A 15606-nucleotide genomic window follows, 5' to 3' on the forward strand; every position below is an offset into this window, starting at 1 on the left:
ACAGATAGGCATTTTGGTAGCCCGGCCGAGCAACGCGACGCCGGGTTTTACGTATTGTTACAGTGTCACTAACAGCACATCCACGCCACTATTTCCCGCAATGGCTTTCGCCGAGCAGGTCGCACGCGAAAAGAAGCTTTGGTTATGGTTCCCACAGATAACCAGGTCAACCTGATGGTTCTTGCAGAACGCTTTGACATGGTCGCACAGTTCACCGGAAGCGATATGTGTTTTCCAGATGGGGTAGTCTGCCGCATCAGTGAGACTCTGGAGAAACGATCGCGTCTCCTCCTGCATTAGCTCGCGTAAATTCTCCATCATCGGCGCAGCCAGCTGGTTATACATTTCCGGGTCGGTAGACAGCGTCATCAGGCTAATCCGCGCGTTAGCGGGCCTGGCGATGGCGACGGCTTTCCTTAGCAGCTCATGACTCTCTGGGGTAGGCGCAACGGCCACCAAAAGATGTGAGTACGACATCAGACCTCCTTGCTCGAAGAATACGCACGCTTAACCTTCCATCTCTTACTCTTTTTACCGCACCGCTGCAAGCGAAAGACGGAATATTGCTGTCTATAACTTAACCTAATACATAAGCAAGTTTTATGCGAATTATTGGTGGAATTATGCGCAGATTGCATAAGCCACGCTGAATATATTATGTAACCGATAGCGATCTTAAATATTTAATTTTTGCTGAAATGATGTTAATGAAAAGTAAATAACAAGCGAATGAATTTGCTGCGAATGAATCACTGTTTCAATTTGTTGAATTTAAAATGAATTTTATTTATTAAATGAAAGTATGATCTGTGATAATTTTTTCGCATCTGGCTCACGTAAAGTCCTTCCCCCTGGCTGGATGTTAAATTGTTTTGGTGAATGAATATCCGTTAGGCTGGAATAAAATAGCGAATTTTTTGCTTAAATAATGCGCAAAGTACAATCGTGACTGATGGATTACTCCTAAAAATGGGGTTTGATTTTGTGAAGTGGATCACATAAATTTCAAATTAACAGTGAAGTAACATTGTATGTGTCACATCTGGCGAGTAAAGTTGCGTCGAATTAGGAAAAATCTTAGTAAATTGTAAGAAATGTTTAGATTTGTCGGGCCGAGGTTAACGCCCAGCCCGACGATCCTGCAGAAAGATTTGCCTAATCGGCTATGCATTTCGACCGATTCATTTTTATCGGGCCTTGCCCGACGACATCACGGGGTATGCGGTTTGACCGCATAAAAGTACTAATTGGTTATTCGGGATGGGGAAAATGCATACATCCGAGTTGCTAAAGCACATCTATGACATCAATTTGTCTTACTTGCTTCTTGCACAGCGTTTGATTGGTCAGGATAAGGCTTCTGCTATGTTCCGTCTTGGTATCAACGAGGCCATGGCAAAAGTTCTGGGTGAACTGACTCTGCCGCAGATGGTGAAAATTGCGGAGACCAACCAGTTAGTTTGCCAGTTTCGTTTTGATGATGCTCAAACCATCACCCGCCTTACGCAAGAATCACGCGTTGACGACCTGCAGCAGATCCATACCGGCATTCTGCTTTCCACCAGACTGCTGAATGAAGCCAGCCAATCAGGCGAACCTGCACGTAAGAAAAGGGCCTGACGATGAGCGAAAAAAGCATTGTTCAGGAAGCCCGCGATATTCAACTCGCCATGGAGTTGATAACGCTGGGCGCCCGTTTGCAGATGCTGGAAAGTGAAACCCAGCTCAGCCGTGGTCGTCTGATTAAACTGTACAAAGAACTGCGCGGCAGCCCGCCCCCAAAAGGAATGCTGCCGTTTTCCACGGACTGGTTTATGACATGGGAACAGAATATTCACTCTTCCATGTTCTGCAATGCCTGGCAGTTTTTACTCAAAAGCGGACAGTGCTCCGGCGTGGATGCCGTGATCAAAGCCTATCGCTTGTACCTCGAACAATGCCCACAGCAGGATAATGGCCCGCTTCTGGCGCTGACCCGCGCGTGGACGTTAGTCCGTTTTGTTGAAAGCGGAATGCTTGAACTCTCCAGCTGTCACTCCTGCGGCGGCAATTTTATTACCCATGCGCACCAGCCAGCGGGCAGCTTTGTTTGCAGCCTTTGCCAGCCACCATCCCGCGCAGTAAAAAGACGTAAACTTTCTGACAATCTTGCCGATAGTAATCCACAACTGCTGGATGAACAGATAGAGCAAGCTGTTTAACCTCACACGGTGTAGAAAACATACTCCAGCAGCGGTCCTAAGGGCCGCTGCTTTTTTTTACCCGTCGGTGAGTGAAATTGCTCGTCTGTCTCCACTCATGGTCAACGGTGGAAGGATGATAACGTGCTTATCTTAATAGGTTACCTGGTTGTTTTGGGGACAGTTTTCGGCGGCTACATGATGACCGGCGGACACCTTGGGGCACTGTATCAACCGGCTGAGCTGATAATTATCGGCGGGGCGGGGGTCGGCGCGTTTATTGTCGGCAACAACGGTAAGGCCATCAAAGGCACGCTTAAGGCGTTGCCGCTGCTGTTTCGTCGCTCGAAATACACCAAAACGATGTATATGGATCTTCTGGCGCTGCTCTACCGGCTGATGGCGAAGTCGCGTCAGCAGGGGATGTTCTCCCTGGAGCGCGATATTGAAAACCCAAAAGAGAGCGAAATTTTTGCCAGCTATCCGCGCATTCTGGCCGATAAGGTGATGCTGGAATTTATCGTCGATTATCTGCGTCTGATCATCAGCGGCAATATGAACACCTTCGAAATTGAAGCACTGATGGACGAAGAGATTGAAACCCATGAAAGCGAATGTGAAGTCCCGGCGAATAGCCTGGCACTGGTGGGCGACTCGCTGCCCGCGTTCGGTATCGTGGCGGCGGTTATGGGCGTGGTTCATGCATTAGGCTCAGCGGACCGCCCGGCGGCGGAGTTGGGGGCGCTGATTGCCCACGCGATGGTCGGTACTTTCCTCGGGATTCTGCTGGCTTACGGCTTTGTTTCGCCGCTGGCCAGCGTGCTGCGCCAAAAGAGCGCGGAAACGACTAAAATGATGCAGTGCGTCAAAATCACGCTACTGTCGAACCTCAACGGCTATGCGCCGCCGATTGCCGTCGAATTTGGCCGCAAAACCCTTTACACCAGCGAACGTCCATCGTTCATCGAACTGGAAGAACACGTCCGTGCGGTGCGTAACCCGGCAGGCCAGCAGCAGACCACCACCGAGGACGCATGAAAAACCAATCGCATCCTATTGTCGTCGTAAAGCGGCGCAAGCATAAGTCGCACGGCAGCGCCCACGGTTCGTGGAAAATTGCCTATGCGGATTTTATGACCGCCATGATGGCCTTCTTTCTGGTGATGTGGCTTATCTCCATTTCCAGCCCGAAAGAGCTTATCCAGATTGCGGAATATTTCCGTACCCCGCTGGCGACTGCGATTACCGGCGGGCCGCGCATGGCAAACAGCGATAGCCCGATCCCCGGCGGCGGTGATGACGTCACCCAGCAGCAGGGTGAGGTGCAAAAACAGCCCAATATTGACGATCTGAAAAAACGGATGGAGACCAACCGTCTCAAGCGTATTCGCGGCGAGCTGGACCAGTTGATTGAGGCCGATCCGAAACTGCGCGCGCTGCGTCCGCATCTGAAAATCGATCTGGTGCAGGAAGGGCTGCGTATTCAGATTATCGACAGCCAGAACCGCCCGATGTTTAAAACCGGCAGTGCTGAAGTGGAGCCGTACATGCGCGATATTCTGCGCGCTATCGCTCCGGTGCTGAATGAAATTCCTAACAAAGTCAGCCTCTCCGGCCATACGGATGATTATCCGTATGCCTCCGGTGAACGGGGCTACAGCAACTGGGAGCTGTCGGCGGACCGCGCCAACGCCTCGCGTCGCGAACTTGTCGCTGGCGGGCTGGACGACGGCAAAGTATTGCGCGTTATCGGGATGTCTAACTCGATGCGCTTGTCAGAGCACGGCGGCAACGATGCGATCAACCGTCGCATCAGCCTGCTGGTGCTGAATAACCAGGCTGAGCAGGCCATTCTCCATGAGAATGCCGAGAGCCAGAATGAACCTTTAAGCGTATTACAGTCGCCGAATACCGCTTCAGACGCGGCAGGTACTACGCCGCCCCAACCCGACTCGAGGTGATAGCGTGAGCATGGATATCAGCGATTTTTATCAGACATTTTTTGATGAGGCCGACGAACTACTGGCCGATATGGAACAGCATCTGCTGAACCTGGTGGTGGACGACCCTGATGCTGAACAGCTGAATGCTATTTTCCGCGCCGCGCACTCGATCAAGGGCGGGGCGGGAACCTTCGGCTTCACCGTGCTGCAGGAAACGACGCACCTGATGGAGAACCTGCTGGACGACGCTCGTCGCGGGGAAATGCAGCTCAGCACCGATATTATCAACCTGTTTTTGGAAACCAAAGATATTATGCAGGAACAGCTCGACGCCTATAAAAGCTCCACCGAACCGGACGCTGCCAGCTTCGAATATATCTGCAATGCGCTGCGTCAGTTGGCGCTGGAAGCAAAAGGTGAAAGCGTCCCACCTGTGGCGGGTAGCGCACGCTTAAGCGTGGTGGATAACGCTGTGCAGCAGGCAGAATCAGCGACGCCTGCCGATGCCAGCGCAACGGCCGGTAAAAAGCAGATTACGCTCTCACGCCTGAAGGCGGGCGAGCCGGATATGCTGGAAGAGGAGCTGAGTAATCTGGCGACGTTAAGCCAGGTCACTAAAACCGCCGACAGCCTGAGCGCGGTGATTGACGATAGCGTGGATGAGGACGATCTCGTCGCCGTGCTGTGCTTTGTCATTGAAGCCGATCAGATCGATTTCTCGGCCGCGCCAGCTGCGGTGGAAGAGGTGGTTGAAGAACCGCAAGCCCCAGTTGAAGTGGCGGTTGCTGCACCCGTTGCCGTTGCAAGCCCTGCCGCACCGCGCGCTGAGCGAGAAAAACCGGCGGCCCGCAGCAGCGAGTCCACCAGTATTCGCGTGGCGGTAGAGAAGGTCGATCAGTTGATTAACCTGGTGGGTGAACTGGTTATCACCCAGTCGATGCTGGCACAGCGCTCCAATGCGCTCGACCCGGTATCGCACGGTGACCTGATTACCAGCATGGGCCAGCTGCAGCGCAACGCGCGCGACCTCCAGGAATCGGTGATGTCGATTCGTATGATGCCGATGGAGTACGTTTTCAGCCGCTTCCCGCGTCTGGTTCGCGACCTCGCGGGCAAGCTTGGCAAGCAGGTCGAACTGACGCTGATGGGCAGCTCGACCGAACTGGATAAGAGCCTGATTGAACGCATTATCGACCCGTTAACGCACCTCGTGCGCAACAGCCTTGACCACGGCATCGAACTGCCGGAAACGCGTCTGGCGGCAGGTAAATCAGCGGTGGGTAACCTGATTTTGTCTGCTGAACATCAGGGCGGCAATATCTGTATCGAAGTCACCGACGACGGTGCAGGGCTGAACCGCGAGCGCATTCTGGCGAAGGCGATGTCGCAGGGAATGGCGGTAAATGAAAGCATGACCGACGAAGAGGTTGGCATGCTGATCTTCGCGCCGGGCTTCTCCACCGCCGAGCAGGTGACCGATGTCTCCGGGCGCGGCGTGGGTATGGACGTGGTGAAACGGAACATCCAGGAGATGGGCGGCCACGTTGAGATCCAGTCGAAACAGGGCACCGGCACGACTATCCGCATTCTGCTGCCGCTGACGCTGGCGATACTCGACGGCATGTCGGTTAAGGTCAGCGAAGAGGTCTTTATTCTGCCGCTCAACGCGGTGATGGAGTCGCTGCAGCCGCGTGAAGAAGATCTGCATCCGCTGGCGGGGGGCGAGCGCGTGCTGGAAGTACGCGGCGAATATCTGCCGCTGGTCGAGCTGTGGAAAGCCTTCGACGTGCAGGGCGCCAAAACCGAAGCCACGCAGGGGATTGTCGTTATCCTGCAAAGCGCCGGGCGTCGCTACGCGCTGCTGGTGGATCAACTGATTGGCCAGCATCAGGTGGTGGTGAAGAACCTCGAAAGCAACTACCGCAAAGTGCCGGGGATCTCGGCGGCCACCATTCTTGGCGACGGTAGCGTCGCGCTGATTGTCGATGTCTCTGCACTGCAGGGGCTCAACCGTGAAAAACGTCTGGCGAGCACCGCCGCCTGATACGCAGAAAAAAGGGAACAACATGACCGGTATGACGAATGTAACAAAGCTGGCGGGTGAACCGACTGGGCAAGAATTCCTGGTATTTACGCTGGGCAATGAAGAGTACGGCATCGATATTCTGAAGGTGCAAGAGATCCGCGGTTACGATCAGGTGACGCGCATCGCCAACACCCCGGCCTTTATTAAAGGCGTGACCAACCTGCGCGGCGTGATTGTGCCGATTGTTGACCTGCGCGTGAAGTTTAGCCAGGAAGACGTGGAGTACAACGACAACACGGTGGTGATTGTCCTGAACCTCGGTCAGCGCGTGGTGGGGATTGTGGTTGACGGCGTTTCCGATGTGCTGTCGCTGGCGGCGGAACAGATTCGTCCGGCGCCGGAGTTTGCCGTCACCCTCTCAACGGAGTACCTGACCGGGCTTGGCGCGCTGGGTGACCGTATGCTGATTCTGGTGAACATTGAGAAGCTGCTCAACAGCGAAGAGATGGCGTTGCTGGACAGCGCTGCAAGCCACGCGGCTTGATAGCGATTAACAGGGTTCATCGCTATAACACGATGAACCCTGTTTTAACTGTGAAGCACCGCAATATTTTAAATGGCCGACACCAATATTTAAAAACTGTGCACTTAATACATTCCTGCCCCTCAATTCTCGATAAGCCACGCTTTATTTTTATAACCATATTGGTTAGCCATTAAATATAATTATTTAAGTTGTGAATGACATATTTAAATCAATAATTTCCGTATATATTTAATGTGTTTTTCTTTGTGATAACTTTATCGCGATTCCCTCGGTGGTCGATAAGCAACAATCTAAAATGACGATAGATTAGTCTGCTATGATATTTTTATGTTAAAAATGGCGGTATTTATTGTATCTATTATTATTTTTAAATGTTTGTTAAATATAAATGAATGGTTTCTTGTTTATATTCTGAAATGTTTACATCAATAATTGCAGTAAAATCTTAATAAATTGAATTACTAATTCATTAATTTGTAAAATCATCGACATAATGTGATGGGTCGAAAGAAAATGATTCTTAGTGATCGTCATCTTATTTTTTATTATTTCGCATAGAAAATAGAATCCCGCTGCAATTAATATTTTGGTCGTGGAGAGAAAACTTTCTTTCCCATTATTAAATTCAAAAGTGGCAAAAAAAACATAATCTTAAATATTGATTAAGGGATTTCTATGCGCGTAAAAACTGTAATGATTAAACCCTCTATTATCGCTCTGGCCATTACCGCAGCGGTAGGTGCTCCAGCGTATGCGCTGGCTGCCAGCGGCGACTTCGCCTCGCCGGCCTATACGGCAACGCAGACTAAAGGTGAGATGGTTTATCAGGGCGATGACACGGCAATTTCTATTATGGGTTCCGTTCGTCTGTATGCCAAAGACGATTCCGCACATAGCGTAGAACATAATATCCAGAACAACGACTCACGTCTTGGCGTGGCGCTGCGGCAGAAAATTAACGACAAAGGCTATTACGCCGTTGGGTATTACGAAACCGGGATGCACGGCCTGGATTCCGCCACTGACGATCAGGGTAACGATGTTTATACCCGACAAGCCTATGCGGGCCTCGGCAATGAAGAATACGGCGTGGTGACCTTCGGTAAACAATATGCGCCAACCGACTGGGGTTTGGGGATTGATACCACTTACGCCTATGGCGGTAAGGCAAAACACGACACCGCCGGGATGTCGACCGATATCGTTAACTCGGCGGCCATTTATTATTACAACACTAAAGCGTTTACCGTGGGTGTGATGGGGCAGGGCAACGACGACGTTGATAAAATTGGCTTCGGCAGCGGCTATGGTGACGGCCCGGATATGCACGACGCCTATCATGACGGCTCGGCAACCGTTCACGGCGGCGGCGCGCTGGCGGCGCAGTATCGCTTCGATAACGGCTTCTCTATTTCCGGCGCGGCGGCGTACAACAACTATACGGTGAATCAGGGGACGGAGACGGTCAACGAAGATTACAGCACCACGGGCGGTACCGTACCGGTCACCTATGTCACCGGCCCATCGTATGACGGTAATACCTATTCTATGGGGATGAATGCCAAATACACCGCCAACTTCGATGGCTTCACCTGGTATAACGCTGCCCAGGCGACCTACTACATCAATAAGGTGGATGATGTTAACGCGGCGACCAGCGGTACCAGCAACGCCACCGATGACCAGGAAACGATTCTCGGTCTGGAATACGCCTCCCAGTTCAAAATAACCCCGGAATGGAGCGTATACGCCAACTTCGACTGGAGTGAGGGCGGCGACGCGATGGACGGCCAGCATTTCCAGTCCACCACCCTGGGTACGGATTACTGGTTAGGCAAAAACGCCGTGACCTATATTGAGTACGGCTATGAGAAAGCCAGCGGCAATACCGACGAGTCGTACAACGTCTCCGATCACCTTGCCGCCGTGGGGCTGCGTATCTTTATCTAAACCGCGTTTTACCCCGTCTCCGGCCAGTGAGGCGGGTTGTTTTTTTCATTGCGCTTGAGTATTGCTTTTCGGTCGTCAGGGGAGGGGAGTTGGCTTCGGGGCGACGGTGAAAGGTTTTTTGATGGATTTAGCCAGACCCTGGGGTCTGGCTTTTGTTTGTGGGCGAAGCGCCGCCGGGAACGGCTCAACCCTTACATATTCTGCTGCACAACCTCTGGCTCAATTTCTTCGAGCTGACCTTCGTTCTGCGACAGCATCGCCGTCGCCACGCCGTTACCCAGCACGTTGATAGCCGAACGTCCCATATCGAGGAAGTGGTCAATACCCATCAGCAGCAGGATGCCCGCCACCGGAATGTTGAAGCTAGGAATGGTCGCCGCCAGAACTACCAGCGCAGAGCGCGGTACGCCGGCGATACCTTTAGAAGCCAGCATCAGCGTCAGCATCAGTACGGCAATCTCAGAGAAGCTTAGGTGGATGTTGTACGCCTGGGCGATAAACATTGAGGCGAATGAGCAGTACACCATCGAACCGACCAGGTTAAACGAATAACCAATTGGCAGAACGAACGACACGATATTGCGAGAGCAGCCGAATTTGGTCAGCTGTTCCAGGGTTTTCGGGTAGGCCGCTTCGGAGCTGCTGGTGGTGAACGCTACCAGCACCGGATCTTTCAGCATGCTCAGCAGACGGAAAACGTCTTTCTTCAGCACCATATAGCCGAGCGCCACCAGCACGCAGCAGGTCAGCAGAATTGCCACATAGTAACCGCCGATGAACGATGCATAGTTAAGCAGAATGCCCAGACCTTCAGTGGCGATTACCGAAGAGATAGCTGCGAAGATGGCCAGAGGTGCTACGTACATCACGTAGCCGGTCACCTTCAGCATGATATGGGAAACCACGTCCAGTGCGGCAACCAACGGGGCGTTGAACTTCTGACCCAGCGACGCGCCGCCGATACCGAAGAACATCGAGAAGACCACAATCTGCAGAATTTCGTTATCCGCCATGGCGCCGACGATGCTGGTCGGAATGGTATGGGAAAGGAAGCCCTTCAGGCTCATACCGCCCACCGCCAGACCGGTTTCCACCGCGTCTTTTGGCACGGACAAATTCAGGCCACTGCCCGGATGCTGCAGGGTCACGATAAACAGACCCACCAGAATAGACAGCACCGAAGAGCTGATAAACCAGACCATCGCTTTACCGCCCACGCGGCCGATAGTGGAGGTTTCGCCGAGCTTCATGATCCCGACCGTCAGAGTACTAAAGACCAGCGGTGCGATAACCATTTTGATTAGTCGCAGGAATATATCGGTAAGCAGAGTGATGTTACTGGACCAGACTTGAATCGTTGTTGCGGATGCATAGGAATGGATCATTGCGCCGGTCAGAATGCCTGCCAGCATGAAAATCACGATAAAAACCGTGAGTTTATTTGCGTTTGCCACGAAAAATTACCCCGTCAGATTACAAAAATGTCGTGCGATGAAAAATGCTTTTTTAGTTATGTAATGTCATTAATCATTCACCACATAAATTGTATGAAAATGAGGGGATTTACAACTTTTTTTTATATCTTATAAAAAGCGTTGTTATTCAGTGACTCGCATCAGCCCCGTTTTGCCCCCGCGATTTTTACCCACCCACCGCATAAAGTTTCTTTTTGGGATGCCGATAACAGCCGTAACAAGTCATAGAGAAGGTGCTGTATGTTAAACCGTATCCGCGTTGTCACGCTGCTGATGTTGGTGCTGGTCGTCTTCGCACTTTTGCAGTTAGTCTCCGGGGGCTTTCTGTTCTCCTCGTTGCATCAAAACCAACAAAGCTTTGCGCTATCTAATACGCTTCGAACCCAACAAACCGAGCTCACGAAATCGTGGGATCTTTTACTGCAAACGCGTATCAACCTCAGCCGCTCTTCGGCGCGGATGATGATGGATGCGGCCAATCAGCAGAGCAGCGCCAAAACTGAACTGCTGAAAAACGCGCGAACCACGCTGGAGCAGGCTGCCGGCCACTTTGCGCGTTTTAGCGAAACCCCTGCGCTGCCGGCAATGAGCGATGCCAGCCAGCAGGTGGCCAAAACCTATCAACATTATTATGCCGCGCTACAGGAGCTGGTCGGCTTCCTTGAAGCAGGCAATATGGATGCCTATTTCGCTCAACCGACCCAGGGTATGCAGAACGCGCTGGGTGAAGCGATGACCCAATATGCCAGCCAAAGCGAAGCGCTCTATCAGAACGCCTTTACCACCAGTAGCCGCGACTATCAGATAGCCCGCTGGCAGTTGCTGGTGCTGGCAGTAGTGCTGGTCGTGGTGATGGTCGGTGCCTGGTTTGGCATTCGCGCCATTCTGCTGAAACCGCTGGCATCGGTGATGGGCCATATCCGCCATATCGCGGCGGGCGACCTGACCCCAACGCTTTCGCTTCGCGGGCGCAACGAAATCACTGAACTAGCCGACACCGTGAATCACATGCAGGCCTCGCTGATTGATACCGTGACGCACGTTCGTTCGGGGGCTGAAGCGATTTACCACGGCACCAGCGAGATTGCGGCGGGAAATAACGATCTCTCGGCGCGCACCGAACAACAGTCGGCTTCGCTCGAAGAGACGGCGGCCAGCATGGAACAGCTGACGGCAACCGTGAAGCAGAATGCCGAAAACGCCCGTCAGGCATCGCATCTGGCACAAAGCGCCTCTGAAACCGCCCAGCGCGGCGGCAACGTGGTGAACGGTGTGGTGAACACCATGCATGAAATCGCCGCCAGCTCGCAGAAAATCTCCGATATTACCGGCGTTATCGACGGTATTGCCTTCCAGACCAACATTCTGGCGCTGAACGCTGCCGTTGAAGCGGCGCGCGCCGGCGAGCAGGGGCGTGGTTTTGCGGTGGTGGCTGGCGAGGTGCGCAATCTGGCAAGCCGCAGCGCGCAGGCGGCAAAAGAGATCAAAGCATTAATTGAAGATTCCGTCTCACGGGTCGATACCGGTTCTGTGCTGGTAGAAAGCGCGGGCGAAACCATGACCGATATCGTCAATGCGGTTACCCGTGTGACCGATATTATGGGCGAAATCGCCTCGGCTTCCGATGAACAGAGCCGCGGGATCGACCAGGTGGCGATTGCCGTCGCAGAAATGGACAGCGTCACCCAACAAAACGCCGCGCTGGTGGAAGAGTCGGCAACGGCCGCCGCCGCGCTGGAAGACCAGGCTGAGCGTCTGAATCAAGCCGTTGCGGCTTTCCGCCTTAACGTCGCGTCCGCACAGCATGCAACAAAAACTACCCCGGCCCCGATAGCGGCGAAACGCCTCGCGTCGAGTGGCGAACGGGCTGCCGACAGTAACTGGGAAACCTTTTAATTTTATCCGCGGTCTTTGCCGCCTTTAGGAGTGTGGTGATGCTTTATCGTATTCGAATCTCTACCACGTTGTTTCTGATTTTGATTCTCTGCGGCATTTTGCAGATTGGCAGTAACGGACTCTCTTTTTGGGCTTTTCGCGATGGGCAAAGCAATATTAATCAGATAGACCAGAGCAGCCAGCAGTTGAACACCTTGACCGAGTCACGCGCGGCGATGCTGCAGGCCAGCACCATGCTCAACAAGGCCGGTACGCTGACCGCGCTGAGCTATCCGCCGGATGAAGTGCGCAGCATTGTCGGTGATGTGAAGCAGAATTTGTCACAGGCCGACGCGCTGTTTCAGGGGTTCATGGCGCTGCCGTTGATGGGTGAACACGACAAAGAACTGCAAGCGCAGACGGCGAAAACCTTCACCGCCTGGCATGAAATGTTAGCCCATCAGACGGCCTGGCTTGAGAACAACCAGCTGGCAGAGTTTGTGGCGGCACCGGTACAAAAATCGCAGGACCAGTTTGATAACGACTACGAAAGCTGGCGCAAAAATATCGAGAACTACGTGGCTTCCGCTGAACGCGAAAGTCAGAGCGACTACCAGCGTTCGACCATCACCTTTATTGGCATGGTGATTATTTCGGTACTGATCACCGTCGGCGCGCTGTGGTGGGTTCGCCATATGGTGGTTAAGCCAATGGAGATCATCAGCCGTCACTTTGACAACATTGCCCACGGCAATCTGGCGCGGCCGATTTCCGTCTACGGCAAAAACGAAATTAGCGCCATCTTCGCCGGTCTGAAAACCATGCAGCAATCGCTGCGCGACACCGTCGGACAGGTGCGGGAAGGCAGCTATGCGATGCATACCGGGATTTCGGAAATTGCCGCAGGCAACAACGATCTCTCTTCACGCACTGAACAGCAGGCCGCTTCGCTGGCACAAACGGCAGCCAGCATGGAGCAGTTGACTGCCACCGTTAGCCAGAACGCCGATAACGCCCGTCAGGCTTCTAACCTGGCGCACGGCGCGGCGGATACGGCAAAACGCGGCGGCGAGCAGGCTTCCCATGTGGCTCGCACTATGCACAACATCGCCACCAGTTCGCGCAAGATAAGCGACATTATCAGCGTAATTGACGGCATTGCCTTCCAGACCAACATTCTGGCGCTGAACGCCGCGGTGGAAGCCGCACGTGCGGGCGAGCAGGGGCGTGGGTTCGCGGTGGTAGCAGGGGAAGTCCGTAACCTGGCTAGCCGCAGCGCGCAGGCGGCGAAAGAGATCAAAGGGCTGATTGAAGAGTCGGTGGCCCGCGTGCAGGAAGGGTCGGCGCTGGTGGAAACCTCCGCCAATACCATGACCGAGATTGTGCAGTCGGTCACCCGCGTGAACGACATTATGGGTGAAATTGCCTCCGCCTCGGACGAACAGCGTCGCGGTATTGAGCAGGTTGCGCAGGCAGTGACGCAGATGGACCAGGTCACCCAGCAGAACGCCTCGCTGGTTGAAGAGGGCGCGGCGGCGACGCAGCAACTTGCCGACCAGGCCGACCGCTTAACCAATGTGGTATCGGTATTTGCCCTGGAAGAAGTGAAAGCGGCGGCCCCGCGTGAAAACGTAGAGCTGACCGCGGTACCCGCAGTTTCCTGAATGATGTGATGTAAGAAGGCGCTATGACTGTATCTCTGCCAAATGGGCAATCGCAATTATTGAGTCAACTGACACAGCGCCTGACGCTTACCGACGGTCAATTCCGTCGGATCTGTCAACTGATCTACCAGCGCGCCGGTATCGTGCTGGCCGATCACAAGCGTGACATGGTTTACAACCGCCTGGTGCGGCGTTTACGCACGCTGAACCTCGACGACTTTGGTCACTACCTCAGTTTGCTGGAGGCTAACGGCGACAGCCCCGAGTGGCAGGCGTTTATTAACTCGTTGACCACCAACCTGACGGCGTTTTTCCGTGAGGCGCACCACTTTCCGACGCTGGCGGAACACGCCGCGCGTCGGCAGGGAGAATATCGGGTGTGGAGCGCGGCGGCTTCAACGGGGGAAGAGCCTTACTCCATCGCGATTACCCTCGCCGACACGCTGGGAACCGCGCCGGGGCGCTGGAAGGTCTATGCCAGCGACATCGATACCGAAGTACTGGAAAAGGCGCAGAGCGGGATTTACCGCATGGACGAGCTGAAAACGCTCTCCCAGCAGCAGCTTCAGCGCTATTTCATGCGCGGAACCGGGCCGCACTCAGGCCTGGTGCGTGTGCGTGCCGAACTGGCGAACTACGTGGATTTCTCCACGCTGAACTTGCTGAATGCCCACTACCAGGTGCCGGGGCCGTTTGATGCGATCTTCTGTCGCAACGTGATGATCTATTTCGATAAGACCACGCAGCAGGAGATCCTCAAACGCTTTGTGCCGCTGCTGAAACCGGATGGCCTGCTGTTTGCCGGACATTCGGAAAACTTCAGCCATCTGGCCCGTGAGTTCAGCCTGCGTGGACAAACGGTCTATGCGTTAAGTAAGGGAAGAACATGAAAAAAATAAGGGTCCTCTCCGTGGATGATTCGGCGCTGATGCGGCAGATCATGACGGAAATCATCAACGAGCATGACGACATGGAGATGGTGGCTACCGCGCCGGACCCCCTGGTGGCTCGTGACCTGATAAAAAAATTTAATCCTGACGTACTGACGCTGGACGTTGAAATGCCGCGCATGGACGGCCTCGATTTTCTTGAAAAGCTGATGCGCCTGCGTCCGATGCCGGTAGTGATGGTGTCATCGCTGACCGGAAAAGGCTCGGAAGTCACACTGCGAGCGCTGGAACTGGGGGCGGTGGACTTTGTCACCAAACCGCAGCTCGGGATTCGCGAAGGGATGCTGGCCTACAGCGAAACCATCGCTGAGAAAGTGCGTGCCGCATCGCGTGCGCGCGTTAGCGCCCACAAGCCTATGCCCGCACCGGTGGCGCTCAAAGCAGGCCCGCTGCTCAGCTCTGAGAAACTGATTGCCATTGGCGCGTCGACCGGCGGCACTGAGGCGATTCGCCACGTGCTCCAGCCGCTGCCGCTCTCCAGCCCCGCGCTGCTGATAACCCAGCATATGCCACCGGGCTTTACCCGTTCGTTTGCCGAGCGGCTCAACAAGCTCTGCCAGATAACGGTGAAAGAGGCAGAAGACGGCGAGCGCGTGCTGCCGGGCCACGCCTATATTGCGCCGGGTGACAAACATATGGAGCTCGCGCGCAGCGGGGCCAACTATCAAATCAAAATTCACGACGGGCCGCCGGTTAATCGCCATCGCCCGTCGGTTGATGTGCTGTTTCATTCGGTTGCGAAGCACGCGGGGCGCAATGCCGTGGGAGTTATCCTCACCGGTATGGGCAACGATGGTGCGGCCGGGATGCACGCGATGTATCAGGCGGGAGCCTGGACCATCGCGCAGAATGAAGCCAGTTGTGTGGTGTTCGGCATGCCGCGTGAGGCCATCAATACCGGTGGCGTCAGCGAAGTGGTCGATCTTAGCCAGGTAAGCCAGCAGATGCTGGCAAAAATCAGTGCCGGACAGGCAATACGTATTTGATCAGGAGAAT

Annotated in this window: 13 protein-coding genes; 11 read left to right on the plus strand and 2 right to left on the minus strand. The window is 54.0% G+C overall.

Translation table 11 applies throughout. The features are described 5' to 3' along the window. Positions 1-57: 57 nt before the first annotated feature. The gene (gene uspC, locus HII27_RS08755) at positions 58-477 is read right to left on the minus strand and encodes a universal stress protein UspC (RefSeq protein ID WP_185667542.1); all 420 of its coding nucleotides are present in this window, start codon (positions 475-477) and stop codon (positions 58-60) included. A gap of 792 nt (positions 478-1269) precedes the next feature. Here uspC and flhD point away from each other — a divergent pair. The 7 genes from flhD to HII27_RS08790 all read left to right on the plus strand — a co-directional run bounded on the left by flhD (position 1270) and on the right by HII27_RS08790 (position 8646). After that, positions 1270-1620 carry a flagellar transcriptional regulator FlhD gene (gene flhD, locus HII27_RS08760; protein ID WP_220439276.1) on the plus strand — a complete coding sequence of 117 codons (351 nt, stop codon included), beginning with the start codon at positions 1270-1272 and terminating at the stop codon, positions 1618-1620. Then, positions 1617-2201: a flagellar transcriptional regulator FlhC gene (gene flhC / locus HII27_RS08765; protein WP_185667761.1), complete on the plus strand. Its 585-nt coding sequence runs from the start codon at positions 1617-1619 to the stop codon at positions 2199-2201. The genes flhD and flhC overlap by 4 nt, the downstream gene beginning before the upstream one ends. A 123-nt stretch (positions 2202-2324) precedes the next feature. Then, on the plus strand, positions 2325-3218 hold the full coding sequence (gene motA, locus HII27_RS08770; RefSeq protein ID WP_185667544.1) for a flagellar motor stator protein MotA: 894 nt from the start codon (positions 2325-2327) through the stop codon (positions 3216-3218). Continuing rightward, positions 3215-4141 (plus strand): flagellar motor protein MotB, encoded by a 927-nt coding sequence (motB, locus tag HII27_RS08775; RefSeq protein WP_185667545.1) that lies wholly within the window; start codon positions 3215-3217, stop codon positions 4139-4141. Before motA ends, motB begins: the two co-directional genes overlap by 4 nt. Before the next feature lie 4 nt (positions 4142-4145). Further along, on the plus strand, positions 4146-6167 hold the full coding sequence (gene cheA / locus HII27_RS08780) for a chemotaxis protein CheA (protein ID WP_185667546.1): 2022 nt from the start codon (positions 4146-4148) through the stop codon (positions 6165-6167). Positions 6168-6189: 22 nt separating this feature from the next. Continuing rightward, a complete protein-coding gene (cheW, locus tag HII27_RS08785) occupies positions 6190-6693 on the plus strand; it encodes a chemotaxis protein CheW (protein WP_035895231.1) in 504 nt (167 codons plus the stop codon). A gap of 819 nt (positions 6694-7512) precedes the next feature. Next, a complete protein-coding gene (locus HII27_RS08790) occupies positions 7513-8646 on the plus strand; it encodes a porin (RefSeq protein WP_317983844.1) in 1134 nt (377 codons plus the stop codon). 191 nt (positions 8647-8837) lie between these two features. On the opposite strand, the gene HII27_RS08795 is transcribed toward HII27_RS08790, so the two are convergent. Next, positions 8838-10100 carry a dicarboxylate/amino acid:cation symporter gene (locus tag HII27_RS08795; RefSeq protein WP_185667547.1) on the minus strand — a complete coding sequence of 421 codons (1263 nt, stop codon included), beginning with the start codon at positions 10098-10100 and terminating at the stop codon, positions 8838-8840. A 261-nt stretch (positions 10101-10361) separates the two neighbouring features. Between HII27_RS08795 and tar the strand changes: the two genes are divergently transcribed. Genes tar through HII27_RS08815 form a run of 4 tightly spaced genes read left to right on the plus strand, consistent with a single transcriptional unit; the run spans position 10362 to position 15596 of the window. After that, on the plus strand, positions 10362-12017 hold the full coding sequence (gene tar, locus HII27_RS08800) for a methyl-accepting chemotaxis protein II (protein ID WP_185667548.1): 1656 nt from the start codon (positions 10362-10364) through the stop codon (positions 12015-12017). A 38-nt stretch (positions 12018-12055) separates the two neighbouring features. Next, entirely contained in the window at positions 12056-13660 is a 1605-nt protein-coding gene (locus HII27_RS08805; protein WP_185667549.1) for a methyl-accepting chemotaxis protein, read from the plus strand. Positions 13661-13683: 23 nt separating this feature from the next. Next, positions 13684-14550, plus strand: a complete 867-nt coding sequence (gene cheR, locus HII27_RS08810) for a protein-glutamate O-methyltransferase CheR (RefSeq protein ID WP_185667550.1) — start codon at positions 13684-13686, stop codon at positions 14548-14550. Then, entirely contained in the window at positions 14547-15596 is a 1050-nt protein-coding gene (locus HII27_RS08815; RefSeq protein WP_185667551.1) for a protein-glutamate methylesterase/protein-glutamine glutaminase, read from the plus strand. The genes cheR and HII27_RS08815 overlap by 4 nt, the downstream gene beginning before the upstream one ends. Positions 15597-15606: the final 10 nt, after the last annotated feature.

This window comes from Kluyvera sichuanensis, assembly GCF_014218705.1.
GTDB classification, from domain to species: Bacteria; Pseudomonadota; Gammaproteobacteria; order Enterobacterales; family Enterobacteriaceae; genus Kluyvera; species Kluyvera sichuanensis.